Origin of the sequence: Corynebacterium haematomassiliense (genome assembly GCF_013978595.1) — a bacterium.
Classification (GTDB): Bacteria; Actinomycetota; Actinomycetes; order Mycobacteriales; family Mycobacteriaceae; genus Corynebacterium; species Corynebacterium lehmanniae.
The window spans coordinates 1,287,563-1,310,994 of record NZ_JACDTZ010000001.1 but is presented as its reverse complement, the minus strand read 5'-3'; the positions used below and the strand labels follow the sequence as shown (position 1 = coordinate 1,310,994).

Annotated in this window: 21 protein-coding genes; 12 read left to right on the top strand and 9 right to left on the bottom strand. The window is 66.1% G+C overall.

Annotated elements, in window-relative coordinates; translation table 11 throughout:
- Positions 1-72 precede the first annotated feature (72 nt).
- Entirely contained in the window at positions 73-747 is a 675-nt protein-coding gene (locus tag H0193_RS06315) for a DUF2334 domain-containing protein (protein ID WP_181889042.1), read from the top strand.
- On the opposite strand, the gene H0193_RS06310 is transcribed toward H0193_RS06315, so the two are convergent.
- The 4 genes from H0193_RS06310 to H0193_RS12335 form a co-directional block, all read right to left on the bottom strand.
- The gene (locus H0193_RS06310; RefSeq protein WP_181889041.1) at positions 748-1,566 is read right to left on the bottom strand and encodes a metal ABC transporter permease; all 819 of its coding nucleotides are present in this window, start codon (positions 1,564-1,566) and stop codon (positions 748-750) included.
- On the bottom strand, positions 1,563-2,234 hold the full coding sequence (locus H0193_RS06305; protein ID WP_181889040.1) for a metal ABC transporter ATP-binding protein: 672 nt from the start codon (positions 2,232-2,234) through the stop codon (positions 1,563-1,565). Before H0193_RS06305 ends, H0193_RS06310 begins: the two co-directional genes overlap by 4 nt.
- 11 nt (positions 2,235-2,245) lie before the next feature.
- Positions 2,246-3,136: a metal ABC transporter solute-binding protein, Zn/Mn family gene (locus H0193_RS06300; RefSeq protein WP_181889039.1), complete on the bottom strand. Its 891-nt coding sequence runs from the start codon at positions 3,134-3,136 to the stop codon at positions 2,246-2,248.
- 94 nt (positions 3,137-3,230) lie between these two features.
- Positions 3,231-7,781, bottom strand: coding sequence for an ExeM/NucH family extracellular endonuclease (locus H0193_RS12335; protein ID WP_181889038.1), 4,551 nt, complete (start codon positions 7,779-7,781; stop codon positions 3,231-3,233).
- Positions 7,782-8,002: 221 nt separating this feature from the next.
- Here H0193_RS12335 and purS point away from each other — a divergent pair, with 221 nt between their 5' ends.
- Genes purS through purL form a run of 3 tightly spaced genes read left to right on the top strand, consistent with a single transcriptional unit; the run spans position 8,003 to position 11,188 of the window.
- On the top strand, positions 8,003-8,233 hold the full coding sequence (purS, locus tag H0193_RS06290) for a phosphoribosylformylglycinamidine synthase subunit PurS (protein ID WP_181889037.1): 231 nt from the start codon (positions 8,003-8,005) through the stop codon (positions 8,231-8,233).
- A complete protein-coding gene (gene purQ / locus H0193_RS06285) occupies positions 8,230-8,904 on the top strand; it encodes a phosphoribosylformylglycinamidine synthase subunit PurQ (protein WP_181889036.1) in 675 nt (224 codons plus the stop codon). Before purS ends, purQ begins: the two co-directional genes overlap by 4 nt.
- 7 nt (positions 8,905-8,911) lie before the next feature.
- On the top strand, positions 8,912-11,188 hold the full coding sequence (gene purL, locus H0193_RS06280) for a phosphoribosylformylglycinamidine synthase subunit PurL (protein ID WP_181889035.1): 2,277 nt from the start codon (positions 8,912-8,914) through the stop codon (positions 11,186-11,188).
- 89 nt (positions 11,189-11,277) lie between these two features.
- On the opposite strand, the gene H0193_RS06275 is transcribed toward purL, so the two are convergent.
- Positions 11,278-12,285 (bottom strand): acyl-CoA thioesterase, encoded by a 1,008-nt coding sequence (locus tag H0193_RS06275; protein WP_181889034.1) that lies wholly within the window; start codon positions 12,283-12,285, stop codon positions 11,278-11,280.
- A gap of 24 nt (positions 12,286-12,309) precedes the next feature.
- On the opposite strand from H0193_RS06275, the gene H0193_RS06270 reads away from it, so the two are divergent.
- Genes H0193_RS06270 through purM form a run of 3 tightly spaced genes read left to right on the top strand, consistent with a single transcriptional unit; the run spans position 12,310 to position 15,291 of the window.
- Positions 12,310-12,690: a sterol carrier family protein gene (locus H0193_RS06270; protein ID WP_181889033.1), complete on the top strand. Its 381-nt coding sequence runs from the start codon at positions 12,310-12,312 to the stop codon at positions 12,688-12,690.
- Between the two features lie 24 nt (positions 12,691-12,714).
- Positions 12,715-14,223 carry an amidophosphoribosyltransferase gene (gene purF, locus H0193_RS06265; RefSeq protein ID WP_181889032.1) on the top strand — a complete coding sequence of 503 codons (1,509 nt, stop codon included), beginning with the start codon at positions 12,715-12,717 and terminating at the stop codon, positions 14,221-14,223.
- Positions 14,224-15,291 carry a phosphoribosylformylglycinamidine cyclo-ligase gene (gene purM, locus H0193_RS06260; RefSeq protein WP_181889031.1) on the top strand — a complete coding sequence of 356 codons (1,068 nt, stop codon included), beginning with the start codon at positions 14,224-14,226 and terminating at the stop codon, positions 15,289-15,291.
- Positions 15,292-15,344: 53 nt separating this feature from the next.
- On the opposite strand, the gene H0193_RS06255 is transcribed toward purM, so the two are convergent.
- Together H0193_RS06255 and ygfZ are read right to left on the bottom strand one after the other, a co-directional pair.
- Entirely contained in the window at positions 15,345-15,545 is a 201-nt protein-coding gene (locus tag H0193_RS06255; RefSeq protein WP_181889030.1) for a DUF3073 domain-containing protein, read from the bottom strand.
- 131 nt (positions 15,546-15,676) lie between these two features.
- Positions 15,677-16,729 (bottom strand): CAF17-like 4Fe-4S cluster assembly/insertion protein YgfZ, encoded by a 1,053-nt coding sequence (gene ygfZ / locus H0193_RS06250; RefSeq protein WP_181889029.1) that lies wholly within the window; start codon positions 16,727-16,729, stop codon positions 15,677-15,679.
- Between the two features lie 22 nt (positions 16,730-16,751).
- Here ygfZ and H0193_RS06245 point away from each other — a divergent pair, with 22 nt between their 5' ends.
- A complete protein-coding gene (locus tag H0193_RS06245; RefSeq protein WP_181889028.1) occupies positions 16,752-17,648 on the top strand; it encodes an aminodeoxychorismate lyase in 897 nt (298 codons plus the stop codon).
- Here the strand turns inward: H0193_RS06245 and H0193_RS06240 are convergent.
- Entirely contained in the window at positions 17,645-18,286 is a 642-nt protein-coding gene (locus tag H0193_RS06240; protein WP_181889027.1) for a heme-binding beta-barrel domain-containing protein, read from the bottom strand. The two genes, H0193_RS06245 and H0193_RS06240, sit on opposite strands and share 4 nt — an antisense overlap.
- Positions 18,279-19,004 (bottom strand): LmeA family phospholipid-binding protein, encoded by a 726-nt coding sequence (locus H0193_RS06235; protein WP_239307575.1) that lies wholly within the window; start codon positions 19,002-19,004, stop codon positions 18,279-18,281. Before H0193_RS06235 ends, H0193_RS06240 begins: the two co-directional genes overlap by 8 nt.
- A 34-nt stretch (positions 19,005-19,038) precedes the next feature.
- Between H0193_RS06235 and mshD the strand changes: the two genes are divergently transcribed.
- The 4 genes from mshD to pstA all read left to right on the top strand — a co-directional run bounded on the left by mshD (position 19,039) and on the right by pstA (position 23,420).
- Positions 19,039-19,911, top strand: a complete 873-nt coding sequence (mshD, locus tag H0193_RS06230; RefSeq protein ID WP_181889025.1) for a mycothiol synthase — start codon at positions 19,039-19,041, stop codon at positions 19,909-19,911.
- A 164-nt stretch (positions 19,912-20,075) separates the two neighbouring features.
- Positions 20,076-21,227, top strand: a complete 1,152-nt coding sequence (pstS, locus tag H0193_RS06225) for a phosphate ABC transporter substrate-binding protein PstS (protein WP_181889024.1) — start codon at positions 20,076-20,078, stop codon at positions 21,225-21,227.
- Between the two features lie 152 nt (positions 21,228-21,379).
- A complete protein-coding gene (gene pstC / locus H0193_RS06220) occupies positions 21,380-22,450 on the top strand; it encodes a phosphate ABC transporter permease subunit PstC (RefSeq protein WP_181889023.1) in 1,071 nt (356 codons plus the stop codon).
- Between the two features lie 142 nt (positions 22,451-22,592).
- Positions 22,593-23,420 (top strand): phosphate ABC transporter permease PstA, encoded by an 828-nt coding sequence (pstA, locus tag H0193_RS06215; protein WP_236883535.1) that lies wholly within the window; start codon positions 22,593-22,595, stop codon positions 23,418-23,420.
- Positions 23,421-23,432: the final 12 nt, after the last annotated feature.

Below are 23,432 nucleotides of genomic sequence, written 5' to 3'. Positions count from 1 at the left end.
TGATCTGCCAGCGGAAACACTGTAAGCAACTTCACCCGGCGCCAACTGTCTACGTGTGCGATAATTTCCCCTATGCCTGGGCGCGTGCTTGTCTCAATTTCCTCCATCTTCGACGCGACGTTGGAGGACGTTGCCAGCATGGTGCGCGACCTGGACCGCGAGGGGATGCCGGTGTCGCTGCTGGTGGCGCCGCACATCGACAAGAAGTGGCACTTGGCTAAAGACGGCGCCACGCGCTCCTGGCTCACCGAGCAGCTCGAACACCGCGCGCTCATGCTCAACGGTTTCGACCAGCCGGTGCAGGGGCGCCGCAGCGAGTTCGCCAGCTTGGGGGAGCACGAGGCCCGGCTTCGTCTCAAAGGTGCGACGCGCCAGATGTCCGCGCTCGGCTTCGACTTGGACATGTTCGCCCCGCCGCGCTGGCGCATGTCGGACGGCACGTTGAAGGTGCTCGACGAGTTCGGTTTTACCGTCGCCGCCTCCACGAAGGGCATCTACCGCATTAAGCGGGGCGAGTTTTCCCAGGCCCGCAACTTGTCGGTGGGTGAGGGGTACGGTGCGGCGAAGTGGTGGCGCCGCAACGTGATCAAGGCCGCCGAGCGCGGCGCGGAGAAGGGCAACACGATCCGTTTGTCGGTTTCCGGTCGCGAGCTGGGGCAGAAGAAGGTGCGCCGCGACTTCCTTGCCGCAGCCGCCGCCGCGGCGGAAAAGGGCGCGGTACCAGCGGACTACAGGGAGTACCGGTAGTTAGCCCCGCACCCTGCCGACCACCCGGCACACCAGGTAGATCCCGAACGAGATAAAGGCCACGAACACGCTCACCGGCACGCCCGGGGCGAGCGAGAGCACCATGCCGCCCACGGCCGCGACCTCCGCGAACACTACGGAGAGCACCACCGCAAGCTTCGGGTTCGCCGTCACCTGGGCGGCGGACGCGCCGGGGGTGATCAGCAGCGACATCACCAGCAGCGCGCCGACGATCTGCACGGACTGCGCCGACGCGATGCCCACGAGCACCGCGAACACCAGCGCCATGGTGCGCACGGGCACCCCGCACGCGGCGGCCATCACGGGGTCCGCGGAGGCGAACAGCAGCGGCCGCCACAGCACCAGCACGGCCCCAGCGACCAGCACGGTGGTACCAGCCAACAACGCCACGTTCTGCGCCGACACGCCGACAATCTGGCCCGTTAGCAGCGACAGCGCCCGGTTCGAATTCCCCGGATACAGGTGGATGAACAGCACAGACAGAGCCATGCCGAAGCTCATGGCCACACCTACCGCGGAATCCTGCTGGCCCTTCAGTCCCAGCGCCGCCAGCACCAGGGCAGCGACCACCGCGCCCGCTACGGCGCCGAAACCGACGTTGAGCCCGAACAGCAGCGCCGCGGAGGCGCCCATGAGCGCGAGCTCCGAGGTCGCGTGCACCGAAAATGACATCTGGCGCAGCACGATCAGCGGTGCCATCACCCCGGACAGCACTCCCAGAAGCGCGCACGCCACAAGCGTCGTCTGCACGAAGTCTTGGCTGAGCAGGTACGAAGTGTCTGCTAAAAACGCACTCACAGGACCACCATCCGTCCGTCTACTTCGACAACGTCCACGCGGGTGCCGTAGAGCTCGCTGAGCACCTCGGAGCGCATCACTTCCCCTACGCTTCCCACCACGTGCCCCTCTGGGCCCAGGTACAGCACCCGGTCCACCACGCCCAGCACAGGGTTGATGGAGTGGGTCACGCACACCACGGCCGCCGGGTGTTCCGCGAGGCGCTGCACGGTGTCGCGTGCGCGGGCGGGGTCGAGGGAGAGCAGGGGCTCGTCGCAAAGCAAAAGCTCTGGGTTCTGCGCGAACGCCTGCGCCTGGCGGATCAGCTGCTGCTGGCCTCCGGAGAGTACCCCCACGCGGCGCTCGGAGAAGGTTTGCGCCCCCACGAAAGCCAATTGCCTATCGACGTCCTCCGGTCTCGCCCGCCTTCCCATCGCCAACGCCACCAGGTCGCGCCCGCGCACCGGAAGGTCCTTCGGAAACATGTGCTGCTGCGGGATGAAGCCGATCTGCCCGTGGACTTTTGCTTGCCCAGAGGTGAGCTTGCGCGTGCCCATCAGCGTGCCCAGCAGTGTGGATTTGCCTACGCCGTTTGGGCCGAGCACCGCGATGAATTCACCGGGCTCGACGGTGAGGGTGAGGTCGCGCCACAGGGGTTCGACGGCGGCGCCGCGAAGCTCAGCGATCAAATTGGCAATTCCTAGTGATGGTGGCCGGTCGGCTCAGCGTGGGCAGCGATGTCCGCAATCTGGTCGACGATCTCCTCGAAGTAGTCGAGGAAACGCTGGCCGGACGGCGGTGTCTCGCGGATTTCAACAACGGGAACATTATGCGCCTTCGCCGCATCCGCCAACCGCTGGGTCGCACTGTTGGTGCTCTGGGGGTTCACGAACAGCATGTCCAGCTCGCCGCGCTCGATCTGCTCCAGGAACGCCGCCACCGCAGATGCGGACGGCTCCTGGTGGTTCAGGCTGGCCTTGACGTACTCCTCGGGCGTGATGTCGTGCAGCTCGGTGCCCCACACCAGGCCGGCCGCGATCGTCTCCGTCATGCCGATGTGCACGTGCGGTACCGCGTTGAGCTTGGATTGGATGTCATCGATCCGCTGCTTGACGTCTGACGCGTCTCCGCCTGTGCGCTCCGCGACGTCCTCCGCGACCTTGCGGATTTTCTCCGGCGCGAACCAGGCGTGCTCGAGCTCGTCCAGGGAGTCGGGCATGTGCTCGTGGTCGTGGGCATGCTCGTGGTCGTGCTCGTCGAGAAGCGGGATCGCGTAGATGATGCGGTCCTGCTCAGCGGCGGTGTAGAGGGCGGCGTCGTACGCGCCCCCGTTGGCCACGACGGTGTTTGCGCCCTTGATGCGCGCGAGGTCCTTCGCCGACGGCTCGAAGTGGTGGGGGTCCACCGCGTCACCGGTGATGATCGCGTCCACGTCGCTGCCCGTGACTGCTGAGGCCACGTCCGCCCACACGCCGGTGGTGGCGACAATCTCCGCGTTATCCGCGGTCTCGGTGGAGCAACTGCTTATCGACGCCCCTACGGCCACCACCGCAGCCACCACACCAACACTGTATTGAAAACGATTACGCATAAGAGAAATTAAACCACTACTGGAAACCATTTTCAAAACAGGAAGCCCCGACCCGGATCGACCGGGGCGGGGCTAGCTGCGCGAGCCTACGCGCTTACTTGGAGGAGCCACCCTCGGTGGAGCACAGCGTGGCCAGCGTGGCGATCGCCGCGACGGCCAGCGCCACACCCGCAGCCTGCTGCATCTCCGGGGAGATCGGCAGCTGGTTCTGCACCGATGCACCAACCGCATCGACCTGCTCCTTCACAGGCGCCAGCGCCGGGATGTCCATGGTTGCAGCCAGACCGAGCGGGATCAGCGCCAGCAGCGGCAGCGCCATGATGCCCACGGACGGCAGGCAGCGGTCACTCACGCTGGAGCCCTCGCCAGCCGGGGCGTTAGCGCCGTCGTTGCCATCCTTGCCGTCGGCGCCATCGGCACCCTTCTCGCCGTCCTTGCCGTCCTTGCCCGGCTTGCCGTCTTGGCCGTCGCGACCATCAGCACCGTCTGCGCCCTTCTCGCCGTCCTTGCCGTCCTTACCGTCAGCACCGTCAGTACCAACAACACGGCCCAAGTTCTGGGTCTCGCCGTCGGTGTAGGTGAGGACAAGCTCGCCGTTCTTGTTGACGGCAGCCTCGGCGATGCCTCGACCGTCGGTGCCTGCGGTGCCGTCCTTGCCGTCGCGGCCATCGGCGCCGGTGTCGCCCTTGTCGCCCTTCGGGCCCTGCTTGCCGTCGGCACCGTCCTTGCCCGGCTTGCCATCGACGCCGTCCTTGCCGTCAATGCCGTCGCGGCCGTCTTTACCAGGTTTGCCGGTGTCGCCCTTGTCGCCCTTGTCGCCCTTCGGGCCCTGCTTGCCGTCGGCACCGTCCTTGCCCGGCTTGCCATTGACGCCGTCCTTGCCGTCAATGCCGTCGCGGCCGTCTTTACCAGGTTTGCCGGTGTCGCCCTTGTCGCCCTTGTCGCCCTTCGGGCCCTGCTTGCCGTCGGCACCGTCCTTGCCCGGCTTGCCATTGACGCCGTCCTTGCCGTCAATGCCGTCGCGGCCGTCTTTACCAGGTTTGCCGGTGTCGCCCTTGTCGCCCTTGTCGCCCTTCGGGCCCTGCTTGCCGTCGGCACCGTCCTTGCCCGGCTTGCCATTGACGCCGTCCTTGCCGTCAATGCCGTCGCGGCCGTCTTTACCAGGTTTGCCGGTGTCGCCCTTGTCACCCTTCGGGCCCTGCTCGCCGTCGGCACCGTCCTCGCCAGTGACCTTCCCCAGATCTGCGGTCTCACCGTCCGAGTAGGTAACGATCAAGTGTCCCGCGTCGTTGACCTCGAACGACTTCACACCACGACCGTCCTTGCCAGGTGCGCCGGTGTCGCCCTTGTCGCCCTTCGGGCCCTGCTTGCCGTCGGCGCCGTCCTTGCCGTCCTTGCCAGGTGCGCCGGTGTCGCCCTTGTCGCCCTTGTCGCCCTTCGGGCCCTGCGCACCGTCGGCGCCGTCCTTGCCGTCCTTGCCAGGTGCGCCGGTGTCGCCCTTGTCGCCCTTCGGGCCCTGCGCACCGTCGGCGCCGTCCTTGCCGTCCTTGCCAGGTGCGCCGGTGTCGCCCTTGTCGCCCTTGTCGCCCTTCGGGCCCTGCGCACCGTCGGCGCCGTCCTTGCCGTCCTTGCCAGGTGCGCCGGTGTCGCCCTTGTCGCCCTTCGGGCCCTGCGCACCGTCGGCGCCGTCCTTGCCGTCCTTGCCAGGTGCGCCGGTGTCGCCCTTGTCACCCTTCGGGCCTTGCTCGCCATCGGTACCGTCCTCGCCAGTGACCTTGCCGAGGTTTTCGGTATCGCCGTTGTCGTAGGTCACAACCAGCTCGCCAGCGTCGTTCACCTCAGCCTTCACGATGTAACGGGGCTTTTCCTCATCGTCCACCTGCGTGACATTGACGACGACCTCAACGGTGTCAGTGCTCTTGTCTGGGTAGGTGACGGTGATCTCACCCTTCTGACCATCGCCAACCGTGTCGGTGTTCTCCGGGGACTTCCATTCGAACGTGGTGCCCTCCGGCAGCTTGTCTGCACCGGTGATCACAGACTTGGCGTCGGGAAGCTCGGCGCCCTGCTCGACGGTAACTTCCTCGCCGGCCTGAGGATCGAACTTGTCCGCGTCCTCTTGCTCCTTGAGCTTGGCACCGAAGCCGACCTTCACCGGGTCGTGGTCGGAGGAGCGGAACGGGTTACCGTAGCCGTAGAGCGGGTCGTCGCCGTCGCCGAAGAAGTCCTGGACGTTGTAGTTGCGGCGGGAGTACTCGAACGCGACAGACTCGTCGCCGTTGATGTTCCACACTGCCGAGTCTTGTACGAGAGCTATCGCAGCTTCGTTGGCGAAGACGTGGTCCAGGGAGCCGAGCTGACCGTTGAACTGGTATGACTCCTGGGGGAAATCCTTCTCGTGGTGGACGAGCGTGTAGCCGTTACCGCGCAGGGTGTTCAACGCGTTTTCCATGGTGTAGGCGTTGAAGTCTCCGACGAGGAAGGTCGGCAGCTCCTGCCAGTCGTCCTGCTTGTCCATGTGGTCGAGCAGTGCCTGCGCCTGCGCAACGCGGACATTGGCGTTATTGCCCTGGCCGTCGCCGGTGGCTTTGTCGTCATTGGCCACGGAGCCCTTGGACTTGAAGTGGTTGACTACGGCGACGAAGTTTTCGTCGTCGTCACGGTTGACGGTGTTGAACTCCTGCGCCAGCGGCTGGCGTGCCATGCGGGTGAAGGCCGGGTCGTCGAAGATGCGGGACTCGCCGACCGGCTCGACCTGTGCGGGCTGGTAGATGAAGCCGACGCGGATAAAGTCTTCGGCGGTGCCGAGTTCGCTCGGAGACTTCACGTAGTCCCACTTGTTCTCGCCGGCGGCTTCATTTAGCTCGTTGACCAGGTTGGACAACGCGTTGTCACGCTGCGCAACATCGCCGGTGACGCGGGCACCGTTTTCGATTTCGGACAGGCCGAGAACGTGCGCGTCGAGCTTGTTGATCGCGGTGACGATCTTCGCCTGCTGATCCTGGAACGCATCTTGGCTGTACGCACCGCGCACGTTGCAGAAGTTGGTGCCGACCGGGGTTCCGTCCTTGTCCGTGTACGCCTTGCATCCCGACTCGTCCTTGCCCAAGGAGGTGAAGTAGTTCAGCACGTTGAAGAAACCGATGGAGTAGTCACCTTCGACAGTGCCTGGAATGTCGTAGGAAGACTTGCGGGAGTCATTCCATGTGATTGGCAGTTCCTCCGCCGCATTCTTGCCGGTGATCGGCTGCAGCGGCTGGAAGCGCCACTGGTCGAAGGAGTAATCCACCACCACGTCGGTTTGGAACTCCACCTGGTCGCCGGTGCGGATGGACTTCACGCCCTTGTCGGAAGTGACCAGGTACGGAAGCGGAGTTTCTTTGTCTGTACTGAAGTAATCGCTGGTTCTGCCGTCGTCGAGGTATACAACCTCTGCCGCCTGCTTGGCATTCATCTCAGCAACCTTGGCCTTGTTCGGTGCGATCACATCGGTCGGGTTGCGGAACGCCTTATCGCCCGGAGCGAGCCCTAGGTCTCCATGAGTGTTCAGGGAGTAGTTGTCGGTCACCGTGTAGCTCTTCGGTCGCACGAGCATGCCCTCATAGGGCTCGCGAGCATCGTCGCCAGCTGGAAGGGTTTCGATTTCGATGGCCTTGGGAGCTTCAAGCGCTTCGTCGAGCTGTGCAATAGCCGACGCGGTGATCTGCGTCTGGTTGTAGTATTCGCCTACTGCTCCAGTGACCTGCAGAGAATCCCCGCGCTTCGGGTAGTTCTGGTTGTCACCCATGTAGATGAAGATGCCGTCAGATGCGTCGCCCGGGTTCTTCGCCTCTCCGCCGGTACCTGCGGTCTGGAGGAAGAAGCCTTTCTTGCCACCTTCGTCATACACCGCCGTGACGACGCCTTCGGTGGTCACCGTCTTACCTTTCAGCGGAGACTTAGCGCCGGTGCCCTGGATCTCAGCGATCGGGGTAATCTCACCCGGCTGCGGCTGCGGCTGCTCGGGCTGAGGCGCCGGATCTGCTGGATCCTCCGGTGCCGTCTCAGCGGGAGGCTTTCCGTTCGCAGAACCAGGGGTAGGGGCACCAGTGAAGAAGTCCTGGGCGTTATTGTCGGTGTCTTTGCCATCTTCCTTGCGCTGGACGGAAGTCTTGTTGGTGGTGCTTGGTGCAGCAGTACCCTCGAATTTGTTGGCGCTACCCCAGCCAACGAGATCAACCGTTTCGCCAGCTGCGTCCTTGAGATACGCAATGGCGTCCGTACCGCTATACGCCAGGGAATCCTCCGCATGATTCGGGGAGGGAAGCGCTTTCGTACCACCGCTACCCTGCGCGCCTTGGATCAAGAAGTAGCCGCCCGCAGGAATCTTGCCTGTGAGGGTGGCCTTGCCGTGGCAGGAGCCACCTTTGGCGCACTGGTCAACCGTCCAGCCTTCGAGATCGATCTCTTGGTCAGTCGGGTTGTACAGTTCGACGAAATCGTGGGTGTACGTCGCACCCTTGTTGCCGCCACCGCCGTAGACCTCGTTGATGACGACATTGGAACCGTCCGGGGCTGCAGACGCAGTCGGGGCGACGACGGACACGGTGCCTGCGGCCAACGCGATTGCGAACGCGGCACCGAGGCTCTTGCGGGAAGTGGGCATGGTGACCTCTCGGGAGAAACTGAAGGGAAGATGGGTAATAGCAAAAACAAACTAACTGCCCTTCTCAGATTGCGCTCGGCGAGATGGCAGGATTTTCTGAGAATTCACCATTCGTTCACTTTTTGCCGGTCAGCTAGGGTTTCGGGCCGTGTCGGGGCGTCCGATATACTGACGCGCGTACCGCAAAGGTCGATCAACCTCCCGAAACGTGAAGGATTCTCATGGCACGAGTCGTCGTTAATGTCATGCCCAAGGCCGAAATTCTTGATCCGCAGGGTCAGGCGGTGCTCCGCGCACTGGGCCGGATCGGAGTCGAGGGGGTGACCGACGTCCGCCAGGGCAAGCGCTTTGAAATTGAGGTGGATGATTCGGTCTCCGACGCCGAGCTGAAGCGCATGGCTGAAACGCTGCTGACCAACACTGTTATCGAGGACTTCGAGGTTGTGCGATGAGCGCAACTATCGGAGTCATTACTTTTCCGGGCACGCTTGACGACGTCGACGCGCTGCGCGCCGTCCGTCTCGCCGGTGCCGAACCGCGCCAGCTGTGGCACGCGGACGATGACCTCACCGGCGTGGACGCGGTCGTCGTCCCGGGCGGCTTCTCCTACGGCGACTACCTGCGCTCCGGCGCGATCGCCGCGCAGGCGCCGATGATGGGTGCCGTCGTTGAGGCCGCCAAGAAGGGCATGCCGGTGCTCGGCATCTGCAACGGCTTCCAGATCCTCACCGAGACTGGCCTGCTGCCGGGCGCGCTGACCCGCAACCAGGGCCTGAATTTCCACTGCGTGGACACCTACCTCGAGGTGGAGAACACCGGCACTGCGTGGACTAGCCAGCTGGGCGAGCGCATCTACGTGCCCGCCAAGCACGGCGAAGGCCGTTTCCAGGCCGCCCCGGAGACCATTGAGGCGCTGGAGAAGGAGGGCCGTGTGGTGTTCCGCTACACGGACAACTTCAACGGCTCTGTCAACGGCATCGCCGGCGTGACCAACGAGACCGGCCGCGTGGTCGGCCTCATGCCTCACCCGGAGCACGCCATTGAGACGCTGACCGGCCCGTCCACGGACGGTCTCGGCCTGTTCACTTCCGCCATCGACGCGATTTCGAAGATCGGAGCGTAGACCCGAAATGACCGTGCACAACGACACCGTCGACAACGCCTTCGACACCCCGGAGCTCGAGCAGCCGTACGCCGAGCTGGGCCTGAAGGACGACGAGTACGCCAAGATCAAGGCCATTCTGGGCCGCAGGCCTACCGACGCGGAGCTGACGCTGTACTCCGTGATGTGGTCCGAGCACTGCTCCTACAAGTCCTCCAAAACGCACCTGCGCTACTTCGGCCAGACCATGACCGAGGAGATGGCGTCGAAGATCCTCGCCGGCATCGGCGAGAACGCCGGCGTGGTGGACATCGGCGGCGGCGACGCGGTGACCTTCCGCGTGGAAAGCCACAACCACCCCTCCTTCGTGGAGCCGTACCAGGGCGCGGCCACCGGCGTCGGCGGCATCGTCCGCGACATCATGGCCATGGGCGCGCGCCCGATCGCCGTGATGGACCAGCTGCGCTTCGGGCCTATCGACGCTGAAGACACCAAACGTGTCCTACCGGGCGTGGTCCACGGCATCGGCGGCTACGGCAACTGCCTGGGCCTGCCCAACATCGGCGGCGAGACCGTCTTCGACCCCGCATACGCGGGCAACCCGCTGGTCAACGCGCTGTGCGTGGGCACGCTGAAAGTGGAGGACCTCCACCTGGCGTTCGCCTCCGGCACCGGCAACAAGGTCATCCTGTTCGGCTCCCGCACCGGCCTCGACGGCATCGGCGGCGTGTCCGTGCTGGGCTCCGCCACTTTCGAGGAAGGCGAGGAGCGCAAGCTGCCGGCCGTGCAGGTGGGCGACCCGTTCGCGGAGAAGGTCCTCATCGAGTGCTGCCTCGAGCTGTACGCAGCCGGCGTGGTCGAGGGCATCCAGGACCTCGGCGGCGGCGGCCTGTCCTGCGCCACCTCCGAGCTGGCGGCGTCCGGCGACGGCGGCATGACCGTCAACCTGGACAACGTGCCCCTGCGCGCAGAGAACATGTCCGCCGCGGAGATCCTCGCCTCCGAGTCCCAGGAGCGCATGTGCGCGGTTGTGGCGCCGGAGGACGTGGATAAGTTCATGGAAATCTGCGCCAAGTGGGACGTGCTCGCGTCCGTCATCGGCGAGGTCACCTCGGACGCGGACCGTCTGCAGGTGTTCCACAACGGCGAGCTCGTGGTGGACGCCCCGCCGTCAACTATCGATGAGGGCCCGGTCTACGAGCGTCCCTACGCGCGTCCGGAGTGGCAGGACGGTGTGCAGGCCGGAGGTGACGTCGAGAAGCCAAGCGACCTGAAAGACGCATGGCTGAAGATGGTCGCATCGCCCGCGCTGTGCTCCCGCGACTTCATCACCGAGCAGTACGACCGCTACGTGCGCGGCAACACCGTGCAGGCCAAGTACTCCAACTCCGGCGTGCTGCGCATCAACGAGGAAACCAACCGCGGCGTGGCCGTCTCCGCTGACGCGTCGGGCCGCTACACATACCTCGACCCGAACATGGGCGCGCGCCTGGCGCTCGCGGAGGCGTACCGCAACGTCGCCGTCACCGGCGCCACCCCGGTCGCGGTGACCAACTGCCTCAACTTCGGCTCCCCGGAAAACCCGGATGTGATGTGGCAGTTCCGCGAGGCAGTGCATGGGCTTGCCGACGGCTCCGCTGAACTCGCCATCCCAGTCTCCGGCGGCAACGTGTCGTTCTACAACCAGACCGGCGAGACGCCGATCCTGCCCACCCCCGTGGTCGGCGTGCTGGGTGTGATGGAGGACGTGGAGAAGTCGATCCCGCACGCGCTGCCGTCCGCGGACGAGCAGTACACCCTGATCCTGCTGGGCGAGACCAAGGACGAGTTCGGCGGTTCCGTGTGGCAGGACATCTCCGGCGCGGGCCTGGCCGGCCTGCCGCCGCAGGTGGACCTGGCCAACGAGGCGCGTCTGGCGGAGTTCTTCGCCGGCAACGCCGCGGGCATCGCGGCCGCGCACGACCTGTCCGAGGGCGGCCTGTCCCAGGCGGTGTTCGAGCTGCTGCTCGGCTCCGACAAGGGCGCGGAGCTGAACCTGGACGGCGTGCACGCCGACGCGTTCACCGCGCTGTTCTCCGAGTCCGCCTCCCGCGTCCTGGTCGCCGTGACCAGCGACCGCGCAGAGGCCGCCGTGGAGCGAGCGAACTCCGCGGGCATCCCGGTTGCCGTGCTGGGCGAGACGACTAACGACGGCGTGCTGCGCGTGGCCGGCCAGGAGATCCAGGTGGCGGAGCTCGCCGGCGCGTGGGCGGCGACCATGCCGTCGCACTTCGCGGCCGCAACGGCGCCGAACGCGGCGGTCTAGCGGTCTAGCGCGACCACCAACTAAGCGTTTGGGGAATGTGGCAAATATTTGCCACATTCCCCAAACGCATATACGGGGCCGGAAAAAACCTAGGACGTGCGCTGCACCGGCGGCAGCGGCTGGACCAGCGGCACCGGCTCGTACTGCCCGCGCAGGTCCTTGAGCGTCTGGGTGTGCTCCCAGAGGCGCTGGTCCTCCTCGGTGACCGGGGTGAACTTGCGCGCCGGCAGGGGGTTGCCGTCGATGTCGATGCCGATGTAGGTGAACGTGGCGTGGATGGCGTCCTTCAGGTTGTCCCGCCCGCCGCGCGGGTCGCCGGCGCGCAGGTGCACCGAGGTGTGGATGGAGCGCGAGTCGGTGCGGGTGATGCGCGCGTCCACCTCGATCAGGTCGCCGATGTGCACGGGGTGGTAGAAGCGGATGCCGCCGGCGTAGACCGCCACGGTGCGCTCGCCGGACCACTCCATGGTGCACGCCAGGCCGGCCTCGTCGATCCATTCCATGGCGGTGCCGCCGTGGACGTTGCCGCCCCAGTTCACGTCGGTGGGCTTAGCCATGAAGCGGTGCACGATGCGCGGTGCGGTGGAGTCGTCGGTGTAGGTTTGCGCCTCCATCTCGGATTCGATGGCCTGGCGCAGCCCGATACGCGACTTGGCGGCTTCGGCGACGCGGCGCTCCTCGTCGTCCGTCGGCACGAACGACGGCACGGCCATGGACTTGCCGGTGTCGGGGTCCTTGGCCACGAACACGACCAGGCAGTCGCAGGCGCGGGTGAACACGCCCTCGCGGGGGTCGGCGGAGAGCACCTCGTTGACGATGTGCATGGAGGACCGCCCGGTCATGGCGATGCGGGAGCGCACCTCCACGATGTGGCCCGAGGGGATGGGGCGGGTGAAGTGGATGTGGCCCACGTAGGCGGTGACGCAGTAGGTGGCGGACCACTGCGCGGCGCAGGCGTAGGCGGCTTTATCGATCCACTCCAGCACGCGGCCGCCGGAGACACCTTGTGCGCCGTGGTGCAGCACGTCGGTGGGGGAGGCCATGAATCGCAGGGTCACGGACGGGGAGCGCTCGGCGGCGACGGGGGTATTCGGCATGGGGCCACCTTAATATGGGGCGTCATGGTGCAGAAACAAGACCCGGCGCTGACACGTGAGGCGATCCAGCAGGTGGCTGGGTGGCTGGAGGGTGGGGCAGCGGAGCCGTCGAGAAGCGAGCTTGCAAATGCTTGCAGGCGCACCGCGCGCACCCTCGCCGAAGAGCTCCCGGGCCACTCGGTGGAGCTGCGCGTGCCGCCATTTGTGGCGGTGCAATGCGTCGAGGGCCCGCGGCACACGCGCGGCACCCCGCCGAACGTGGTGGAGATGAACCCCGAGACCTGGCTGCGGCTTGCCACCGGGCTGACCAGTTTCGACGAGGAGCTGAAGCGGGGGACTATCGACGCCTCCGGGTCCCGCGCCGCCGAAATCGCCGCCGGTCTTCCCGTGATTGCGCTGCGCTGAGTGGACTCGGATACAGTGAGGGGCGTGCTTACGGAGAGCCCTAAACCAAGTCAGGACTTCGACATCGATAGCGACACCCCGCGCGACGAGTGCGGCGTGTTCGGCGTCTGGGCGCCGGGCGAGGATGTGGCCAAGCTGAGCTACTTCGGCCTGTTTGCGCTGCAGCACCGCGGCCAGGAAGGCGCCGGCATCGCGGTGGGAGACCCGGACAAACTGGTGGTGTTCAAGGACACCGGCCTGGTCAGCCAGGTCTTCGACGAACCCGCGCTGGAGGCGCTGCAGGGCGACGTGGCGATCGGGCATACCCGCTACTCCACGGCCGGCGGCAATTCGTGGGAGAACGTCCAACCGATGTTCCGCACCTCGCCTAACGGCACCGACATCGCGCTGGCGCACAACGGCAACCTGGTCAACTACGTGGAGTTGCAGAACGAGGCGATTGCGAAGAAGCTCATCCCGCCGGCCGGGGTCAATGGCCAGGGGTCGTCGTCGGACACCGCGGTGGTCTCCGCGCTGCTGGCGGATTTGGTCACCGAGGGCAAGACGCTTCTCGACGCCGCACGTGAACTCCTGCCCCGCGTCAAAGGCGCCTTCTGCTTCATGGTCGCCGACGGCCACACGTTGTATGCCGCGCGCGACCCGCACGGCGTGCGCCCGCTGTCGTTGGGCCGCCTCGACGGCGGCTGGGTGGTCGCCTCAGAGACCTGCGCTTTGGACATCGTCGGCGCCTCGTTCGTGCGCGACATCGAGCCGGGCGAGATGGTCGCCATCGATGAATCCGGTGTGCACTCCGAGCGCTTCGCCGAGACCCCGAAGGCGCACTGCGTGTTCGAGTACGTCTACGTGGCGCGCCCCGACTCCGTCATCGACGGCCAGACCGTCAACGCCTCGCGCATCGAGATCGGCCGCCGCCTGTCCAAGGTGAGCCCCGTGGAGGCGGACCTGGTCATGCCCGTGCCGGAGTCCGGCACCCCCGCCGCCATCGGCTACGCGGAGGCGTCCGGCATCCCGTTCAAGCAGGGCATGATGAAAAACGCCTACGTGGGCCGCACGTTCATCCAGCCCTCCGACACCCTGCGACAGCTGGGCCTGCGCCTGAAGCTCAACCCGGTGCGCGAGGTCATCGAGGGCAAAAAGCTCGTGGTGGTGGACGATTCCATCGTGCGCGGCAACACGCAGCGCAAGCTGATCCGCATGCTGCGGGAGGCGGGCGCGGCGGAGGTGCACGTGCGCATCGCCTCGCCGCCGGTGAAGTGGCCGTGCTTCTACGGCATCGACTTCGCCAGCCCGGGCGAGCTGATCGCTAACCATGGCCGCACCGACAACGACGAGGCGGTCGCCGAGTCCATCCGCACGATGATCGGGGCGGATTCGCTGGCATTCGTGCCCATCGACGACATGATCGCCGCCTCGAACCAGCCCAAGGAAAACCTCTGCGCGGCCTGCTTCACCGGCGACTACCCACTGGGCCTGCCGGAGGGCAACCCCAACGCCGACCTTGTCCGACGCATCCAGAAAGGTGCAGAAGCCTAAATGAGTACTGAACAGAATCCGGTTTCCTACGAAGCCGCCGGCGTGTCCATCGAGGCCGGCGACAAGGCCGTGGAGCTTTTCGCACCGCACGCCAAGCGCGCCACCCGCCCGGAGGTCCGCGGCGGCCTGGGCGGCTTCGCCGGCCTGTTTGCCCTGGGCAAGTACAAGGAACCGCTGCTGGCCGCAGGCTCCGACGGCGTGGGCACCAAGCTCGCCGTGGCACAAGCCATGGACAAGCACGACACCATCGGCATCGACCTGGTGGCCATGTGCGTGGACGACCTGGTCGTCTGCGGCGCCGAGCCGCTGTTCCTGCAGGACTACATCGCCATCGGTAAGGTCGTGCCCGAAAAGGTCGCAGAGATTGTCTCCGGCATCGCCGAGGGCTGCGTCCAAGCCGGCTGCGCCCTGCTCGGCGGCGAGACCGCTGAGCACCCGGGCGTGATGGAGCCGGACGAGTACGACGTGTCCGCCACCGCCGTCGGCGTCGTCGAGGCCGCCGAGCTGCTCGGCCCGGACAAGGTCCGCGAGGGCGATTCCATCATCGCCATGGCCTCTTCCGGCCTGCACTCCAACGGCTACTCCCTGGCCCGCCACGTGCTGCTGGAGCGCGCCGGGCTGCCCCTGGACGCGGAGATGGAGGAGCTGGGCCGCACCCTCGGCGAGGAGCTGCTTGAGCCAACCCGCATCTACGCCCTGGACTGCCTGGCGCTGGCCGCGGAGTGCGAGGTGCGCACCTTCTGCCACGTCACCGGCGGCGGCTTGGCCGGCAACATGGAGCGCATCATCCCCGAGGGGCTAGTGGCGGACATGCGCCGCACCACCTGGACCCCGGGCCCGATCTTCCGCACCATCAAGTCCGTCGGCCAGGTTCCGGACGAGGAGATGGAGAAGACGTTCAACATGGGCGTCGGCATGGTGGCCATCGTCAGCCCGGAGGACCGGGACCGCGCCCTGGCCATCCTGGCGGCGCGTCACATCGACGCGTGGGATCTCGGCGAGGTCCGCGCCGCGGGCGAGGGCGATACTGCCCGCGCCGTGCTCACCGGCTCGCACCCGCAGTACTAGGAATACGTAAAAAGCACCCCGGTGAGGGGTGCTTTTTTCATTGAGGCGGTGGACTAGCGGTCGTCGTCCTCGTCGTCCCAGTCCGCGTACTCCGCGTACTGGTCGTCCACCTCTGCCTCGTCGTCGTCCCAGCTGCGTCGCGGGGCCTGGCCTGCAAGCTCTCGCTGCAGGGAATCCAGGTCCATTTCAGGAGTGTTGTACTTCAGCTGGCGAGCAACCTTGGTCTGCTTGGCTTTTGCGCGTCCGCGGCCCATGGCGTGACCCCCTTGAGGTGGTTCTTGGGCGGCCTTCTAAAGAGGCGGCCTCATACTTATTTACGATATTTTCCTGTAGGACACTATAGCTTGCACTCAGAAAAAATGCGCTTTGGGGGTCTGAACAGCTTTTATAGCTGGCTCTCAGGTCCGCGCCTCAGCCTATCGACGGCCCGGCGTCCCGCGTGGTCGCCCTCATCCGCAGGCAGGGACGACTGGTCCACCGACGCCGCCGTGCCGCCGATGTCCAGCGGCGCCTGCAGCGCCGAACGCTTCACCAGGGCGAGGGCGACCGGGCCTTCGTCCGCGTCGTGCACAACGGTGCCGAGCCTGCCCACCTTGCGCCCGCCGGCGGTGATCTCGGCGCCGATCTCCGGCTCGGACGGGGCGGAGCCGTCCAGCTGCAGCTTGACCAGCAGCCTGGGGGAGCGGCCCAGGTTCTCCACGCGCGCGACGGTTTCCTGCCCGCGGTAGCAGCCCTTATCCAGGTGGACGGCGCGGATATCTTCGCCGCGGTTGATCAGGTTCGGCGCCTCGTGCGGGATGGATTTCTCGTCCAAGTCCGCGCGCGTTTCCGGCTCGCCGGCGGCGACGCGGAAGGCGGTAAAGGCCATCAGTCCCGCGAGCGGGAACTGGTCCGCGACCTCGGTGATACGGGCCCTCGGCACCGCGATGTCGGTGCGGCCGACCCCGCCCCAGCCGTCCAGGCGGCGGGTGAACACCTGGCCCAGGTCCGGCTGCGCCACCGGGCCCAGGATGGTCAGCACCGCCAGGTCCGGCTCCTCGATGGTCACCTCGGACCAGAACACCATCTTTCGCAGGAAGTCCACGAAGGATTCGCGCTGGTAGGACGGCAGGTCGAAGTAGTAGACGCCGCTGGCCACCGCCACATCGGCGTGGTGCAGGATGCGGCCCTGCGCGTCCAGGTCCAGGGCGGCAGCGGCGAAGCCGTCGGCGGCGTCATCCAGCTTCTGCGAGAGCAGGTTGTTGAGGAATGTCGGCGCGTCCGGCCCGGAGACGGCCACGACGGCGCGGTGGGACCGGTCCACCAGCGTCGGCTCGGTGATGCGCTGCTCCACCAGGGGGTTGCCGTAGTGCCAGGGGACCCCTTTGGCGTCGAGAAGCGAGGCCCCGGGCAGCTCCTGTGCGCCGGGACGTGTCAAAAGCTCCGATGCGTAACCCATGGGCGCCTATCATAGGGGCACTATGGTTTTTCCCCAGCTAACGCCCGCGCCCGTGATCTACCTGGTGGAGCCGTTCGGTGGCTCGGTGCGGCGCCAGAACCCGAACATGCCGCACGTGTTCTGGGACGACGCGGCCGTCACCCGCGGCGACGGCATCTTCGAATCCATCCTGGTGCGCGGGGGAAAGCCGCGAAACCTGGGCAAGCACTTCAAACGCTTCGTACGTTCCGCGGAGCTTTTGGGCCTGCCGGAGCCGGGCCGGGAGCACTGGGTCCGCGCGACCGAGGAAGCGGTGGCCGACTACTACCGTGAGCGCGGGGACGCCGCGGACATCGAGGCGAAGGTTACTTGGACCATGACCCGCGGGCGCGAAACCACCGGGGTGCCCACCGCCTGGATCACGGTGCGGCCGCTGCCGGAAAGCGTGCTGCGCCAGCGCGAACGCGGAGTGAGCGTGCTGACCACCCCGCGCGGCTACGCCATCGACTTGGACGTGCCGTGGATGCGCGACGGCGCGAAAACGCTGAACTATGCGCTGACCATGGCGGCCCTGCGCTGGGCGGGGGAGCAGGGCGCGGACGACATCATCTACATCGACCCGGACACCGGGCGCGTGCTCGAAGGTGCGACGTCGAGCGTGCTCATGGTGAAAAAGGGCGGCCGCCTGCGCACCCCGGCCCCGGGCGCGGGCGTGATGGCCGGCACCACCCAGGCCGCCGTCTTCGAGCACGCGGAAAAGCTCGGCTGGAAGTGCAAGGCCAAGGACATCTACTTGGGCGAGCTGCTGAAAGCCGAGTCCGTCTGGTTGGTCAGCTCCACCCGCATCGCCGCGCGCGTGAAACGTCTCGACGGCGAAAAGCTGCCCGCCCCCGACAACGCCGCGGAGATCAGGCAGCTCATAGAAAACGCGGTAGCTTAGCCCGCCACTCGCTTCAGCTCGGCGGACATGTAGGGCACCATTTCGCCGTCGACGGCGCGCTCGTCCACCCAGCCCAGGTTGTTGTTGGGCATCAGGCCGTAGAGGCGCTTGCCCGGGCCGTGGGCGGCCGGGCCGGTCTCCGTGGCGATGGTGGAGGCGCTGGTGAGCTGCCACGCGCGCTCGTTGACCAGCCCGCCGTACATGATCTCCACCAGGCCGCGGGAGTTCGTCAGCGTCACCTCGATCTCGTCCTTGAGCGAGATGCGCCAGAACCCCACCTCGCGCTGGTCCGCGCCGGTGGCGTTGCCCTCGGAATCCAGGCGCCAGATGCGGGACTCGAAGCGTAGGTAATTCTCGCCGTCGTGGGAAACCACCAGCTGCTGGCCGAAGGCGTACTCCTCGCCCTCCGGGTCGGACGGATCGTTGGCCTGGCCGGAGCCGGTCCACACGCCGACGAGCGGCAGCAGGGCCAGCAGGCCGTCGTGAAGCGAGGGGCCGTAGCGCAGGTTTGCGGTGTCCGCCGCGAGCGGCATGTCCTCGAAGCCCAGCTCCGGGATGTTGCGGTGCGCGGTGTTCTTGGACTGCTCCGCCGCGAGGTTCACAGCGTCGTTGCCGTTGAGCTTGTTTTCATCAGTCATGCTGCCCCAGCGTAGACGCTCCCGCCAACGGCTCCAGATCCGCCGGCTCCACCACGGTGTTTACCCGGTCGCGGGACAGCTCGAGCGAGCCCCCGCGAAGCTGCACCAGGTCCGCGGGCCCGCCGAGCGGCAGCTCCCGGGTGTCCAGGTCGAGACTGAATCCGTCCAGCACGGCCTGTTCGTCGCCGTCCGCGACGTCGAGGAGCTGGCTCGGCCGCATGCGGAATGTGCCGTCGACAAGCCGCAGCGTCACCACCACGGTGGCGGGCTCGCGGGCGTCGGGCGCGGTGCCGGTCAGGCGCGCCTCGCTGGCCACGCCGCCGGTGGGGGAGATGTCGTAGGGGTTGGCCATGTCCAGGTTCGTGATGCCCAGCAGCTCGCCGAAGCCCACGCCGTCGAGGCGGATGCGGCGGCGCACCAGGCGGGCATCCGCGCCGACGACTTCGCCGCGCAGCGCATCCGAAGGTGTGTCCAGCTTGAGGTTGAACATTTCCACGCTCACCGTGCCCACCCCGGGGCCGGGGATGTCCGCGTCGGTGCGCTTCACGGTGACACGCGGGACGCGGCCTGAGATGCCCGACCACACAAAGGGCACGGCGCTGACCTCCGCCTCCACACCTTCGCGCGCGAGGTCGTGCTCCACGTGCGAGGCCAGCGCGGTATCCGCGAGCCCGAGGGCGGCGACGAGTACCGCCGCGACCACGACCGCTTTCTTCACCGCGCCCTCCTTCCCGCACGTAGCCTTGGGAGCCATGACTGCCGATATCCTAAGCGCCCACCTGCCCGGCGACCGCGTGCGACCCTTGCTTGAGGCCGCCGAAACCCACGACGGCATCGCCGCCTTCTCCGAAAGCTTTGTGCAGGGGCTTGACGACGATCGCCTCCGCCACGCCCACTTCCTGGCCGAGCGCGACGGCGAGGTGGTGGCCTGCGCGGGACTGGCGGAGGACGGCTCAGCCGAGCTGGTCGTGCACCCGGAGCGCCGCCGCGAAGCCATCGGCGAAGCACTGGCGCGCACAGTCCGTGCCGAAAACCCTGACGCCGGGCTGTGGGCGCACGGCAACCTTCCGGGGGCGAAGGCGCTCGCGGCGAAACTGGGGCTCGAGGTAGTCCGGGAGCTGCTGGTGATGGGGATTTCCGCCGACGACATCGCTGCCGGCGGGCCAGAGCTGCCGGCAGGGTTTGAAGCCCTGGACTACGTGGGGGCGGTGGAGCGTTGGGGACGGGACGCCGTCGAGAAGCAATGGCTCGAAGTGAACAACGACGCCTTTTCCTGGCACCCGGAACAGGGAGGCTGGGACGTGGAGCGGTTGCACCGCGCGATGGAGGCTGAGTGGTTTGACCCGGCGGGTGTGCAGCTGCTGTACGAAGGCGAACAGTTGGCTGGGTTCCACTGGACCAAGCGTCACCCCGATGGGACGGGTGAGGTGTATGTGGTTGGGCTCGCCTCAGAGCATCGGGGGGAGGGAATGGGGGGACCATTGATGCAGATGGGGTTGGCGCACCTGGTCCAGGGTGGATCCCCGCAGGTCATCCTCTATGTTGAGGCAGACAATGAGCCCGCGGTGAAGCGGTATACGCAGCTCGGATTCAAAGTTGATGAAAGTCACGTTGTCTACCGGTAGCCTGGCTTTTACCTGCGGAAACGTTGTGATGGGCGGGAGTTCACCAGTTATTCACTTAACTGGCTACCGGCCATTAACCAGGGTTCCGTAGGTTTGCACTCGTGAGTAATCGGACAGTTGTTCCGACACTCGAAACTGACCCGTTAGCACCGGAAAGGTATCCCGTGATCCGTAACTTCAAGCGCACCGCAGCAATCGCTGGCGTCGTTGCCCTCTCTTCCGCTTCCCTCGTCGCTTGCGGCGACTCCGAGGACAACGCAGCTACCGACGCTGTTGAGTCCGCAACCGAGGCCGTGTCCTCCGACGACAAGGACAGCAAGGACAGCGACTCGAAGTCCGGCGACTACGAGCTCTCCGGCCAGGAGGGCACCCTCGTCGCAGAGGGCGCTTCCTCCCAGCAGAACGCGATGGACTACTTCGCGTCCGTCTACGCATCCGAGGTTCCGGGTGCGCAGCTGGCCTACACCCCGTCCGGCTCCGGCGCTGGCCAGAAGAACTTCATTGCTAACCAGGCAGTGTTCGCTGGCTCCGACTCCCCGCTGAAGGACGACCAGGTCCAGGCAGCCGCTGACCGCTGCGGCGGCAACGAGGCATGGCACCTGCCGTTCGTCATCGGCCCGGTCGCAATCGCCTACAACCTGGACGGCGTGGACGAGCTGAACCTGACCGTCGACAACATCGTCGAGATCTTCCAGGGCGTCATCACCACCTGGAACGACCCGAAGATCGCCGAGAACAACGAGGGCGTCGAGCTCCCGGACGCTCCGATCAACGTCTTCTACCGCTCCGACGAGTCCGGCACCTCCGACAACTTCCAGAAGTTCCTGGCTGCCGCTTCCGACGGCAAGTGGGAGTCCACCGGCAAGGCATTCCCGAACGCTGTGGGCACCGGCGCCAACGGCTCCTCCGGTGTGGCACAGGAGGTCAACGCGACCGAGGGTGCAATCACCTACGTTGAGGCTGGCTTCGCTGACAAGAAGGCCAACATCGACTTCGGTGGCGGCCCGGTTGAGCTCACCGACGAGGCTGTTGAGAAGACCCTGGACGGCCTCGAGTTCAAGACCGAGGGCCACAACATGGTCGTCGACTCTGACAAGCTGTTCAAGACCGACGCTGCTGGCGCATACCCGCTGGTTCTGACCACCTACGAGATCGTCTGCTCCGCCGGCTACGACGAGGCAACCTCCAAGATGGTCAAGGACTTCCTCAACGTTGCTCTGGACAGCCAGGACGACGAGCTCGCTGCTGAGGGCTTCATCCCGGTCAAGGGTGCACACGCTGAGCGTCTGCGCGAGGCTATCAACGCCATCAAGTAATTGCTGGCAATCGGCTACTGCGGTCTTAGGCCGCAGTAGGCAGATAGACCCCCTCAGATTCCGATCTTTGGGGGTCTCTCTATGCGGAGAAGTGGAGCGCAAGCCCCAGTTTCCGCCGTCCACAACGATTCATCTTCGAAGGATTCGAGCATATGGCTGCTAACGATCACCTCGACCGCGGAGCAGGACCCGCGAACACCACAGATCCTGTAATCCAGAACTCAACGGGCACCACCCTGACAAAAGGCGACGGCGGAAACACCCCGGTAGCGGACAACGCAAACAAGGGCTCCGGCGTGAAGCGCCCGGGTGACCGCGTTTTCGAGTTCCTCTCCACCGCCTCCGCGACGCTGATCACTGTGCTGGTCGCGGCGATCGGTATCTTCCTGCTCATCCAGGCCCTCCCGCCGCTGATGCGTAACGACCGCGGCTTGATCGGCTTCCTCACCTACGGTGGCGGCTGGCAGACGGCGAACCTGGACGCAATGAAGTTCGGTATCCCGAACCTGTTCTTCTCCACGGTGACCATCTCGCTGATCGCGCTGGTCATCGCGATGCCTATCGCCCTTGGCGTGGCACTGTTCCTGTCCAACTACTGCCCGCCGAAGCTGGTCCGCCCGCTGGGCACCCTGGTGGACATGCTCGCCGCCGTGCCGTCCATCGTCTACGGCCTGTGGGGCGCGCAGGTGCTCGGCCCGCTGCTGGGCGACTTCTACAAGTGGGTCAACAGCTGGGGCGGCGACTTCTTCCTGTTCGCCACCTACCAGAACTCCCCGCCGTTCTCCACGGCCCGCAACATGATGACCGGCGGCATCGTCCTGGCCATCATGATCCTGCCGATCATCGCCGCAACCGCCCGCGAGATCTTCGTGCAGACCCCTCCGGGCCAGATCGAGTCGGCATTGGCTCTCGGCGCCACCCGCTGGGAAGTCATCCGCATGACCGTGATCCCGTTCGGCATGTCCGGCTTCATCGCCGGTTCCATGCTCGGCCTCGGCCGCGCGCTGGGTGAGACCATGGCGCTGTACATGGCTGTGGCACCGGCGAACGACTTCCGCGGCTCGCTGTTCGACGGCGGCACCACCTTCGCCACTGCGATCGCCAACGCCGCCGCAGAGTTCAACAACCCGGTCTCCGCAGGCGCGTACATCGCCGCCGGCCTGGTGCTGTTCCTGCTGACCTTCATCGTCAACTCGATCGCCCGCGCGATCGTTAACAAGTAAGGAGCGGAAAGCAGATATGTCTACTGCAGTACCGAACAACGGCTCCTCCCAGGTAGCAACCAAGAACCCCGCTCCGGCGCGTCGTAAAGGTGAAAGCCCGTTCACCGACATCGCCGCAAGCCGCAAGACCACCAACTCGATCATGGGCGGCCTGATGTGGCTGTGCATGATCCTCGCCCTGATCCCGCTGCTCTGGCTGCTCATCACCGTGGTCTCCCGCGGCCTGGGCGCCGTGATCGACCCGGCCTGGTGGACCCAGGACATGGTCGGTGTGCGCTCTTCCAAGCCGGGCGGCGGCGCACTCCACGCCATCGCCGGCACGCTGATGCAGACGCTGGTCGCGTCGCTGTTTTCCATCCCGATCGGCATTTTCACCGCGATCTACCTGGTGGAGTACTCCAACGGCAACAGGCTGGGCAAGCTGACCACCTTCATGGTGGACATCCTCTCCGGTGTGCCGTCCATCGTCGCCGCGCTGTTCGTCTACGCCCTGTGGATCACCATCCTGGGCCAGCAGCGTTCCGGCTTCGCAGTGTCCCTGTCGCTGATCCTGCTCATGATCCCGGTTGTGGTCCGCAACACCGAGGAGATGCTGCGCGTGGTTCCGATGGACCTGCGCGAGGCGTCCTACGCACTGGGTGTTCCGAAGTGGAAGACCATCATGCGCATCGTGCTGCCGACGGCACTGTCCGGCATCGTCACCGGCGTCATGCTCGCCATCGCCCGCGTGATGGGCGAGTCCGCCCCGGTGCTGATCCTCGTCGGCTCCACCCCGACCACGAACTGGTTCAACATGTTTGACAAGCCGCAGTCCTCGCTGCCGCTGTTCATGCTGGATATGTGGAAGTCCGGTGCGACCGGCCCGGCAAACGACCGACTCTGGGGAGCGGCGCTGACGCTCGTGATCCTCGTTGTCACCCTGAACCTGCTCGCTCGATTCGTGGCGAAGCGCTACTCGGTCAAGAAGTAACCCACCCGCGTT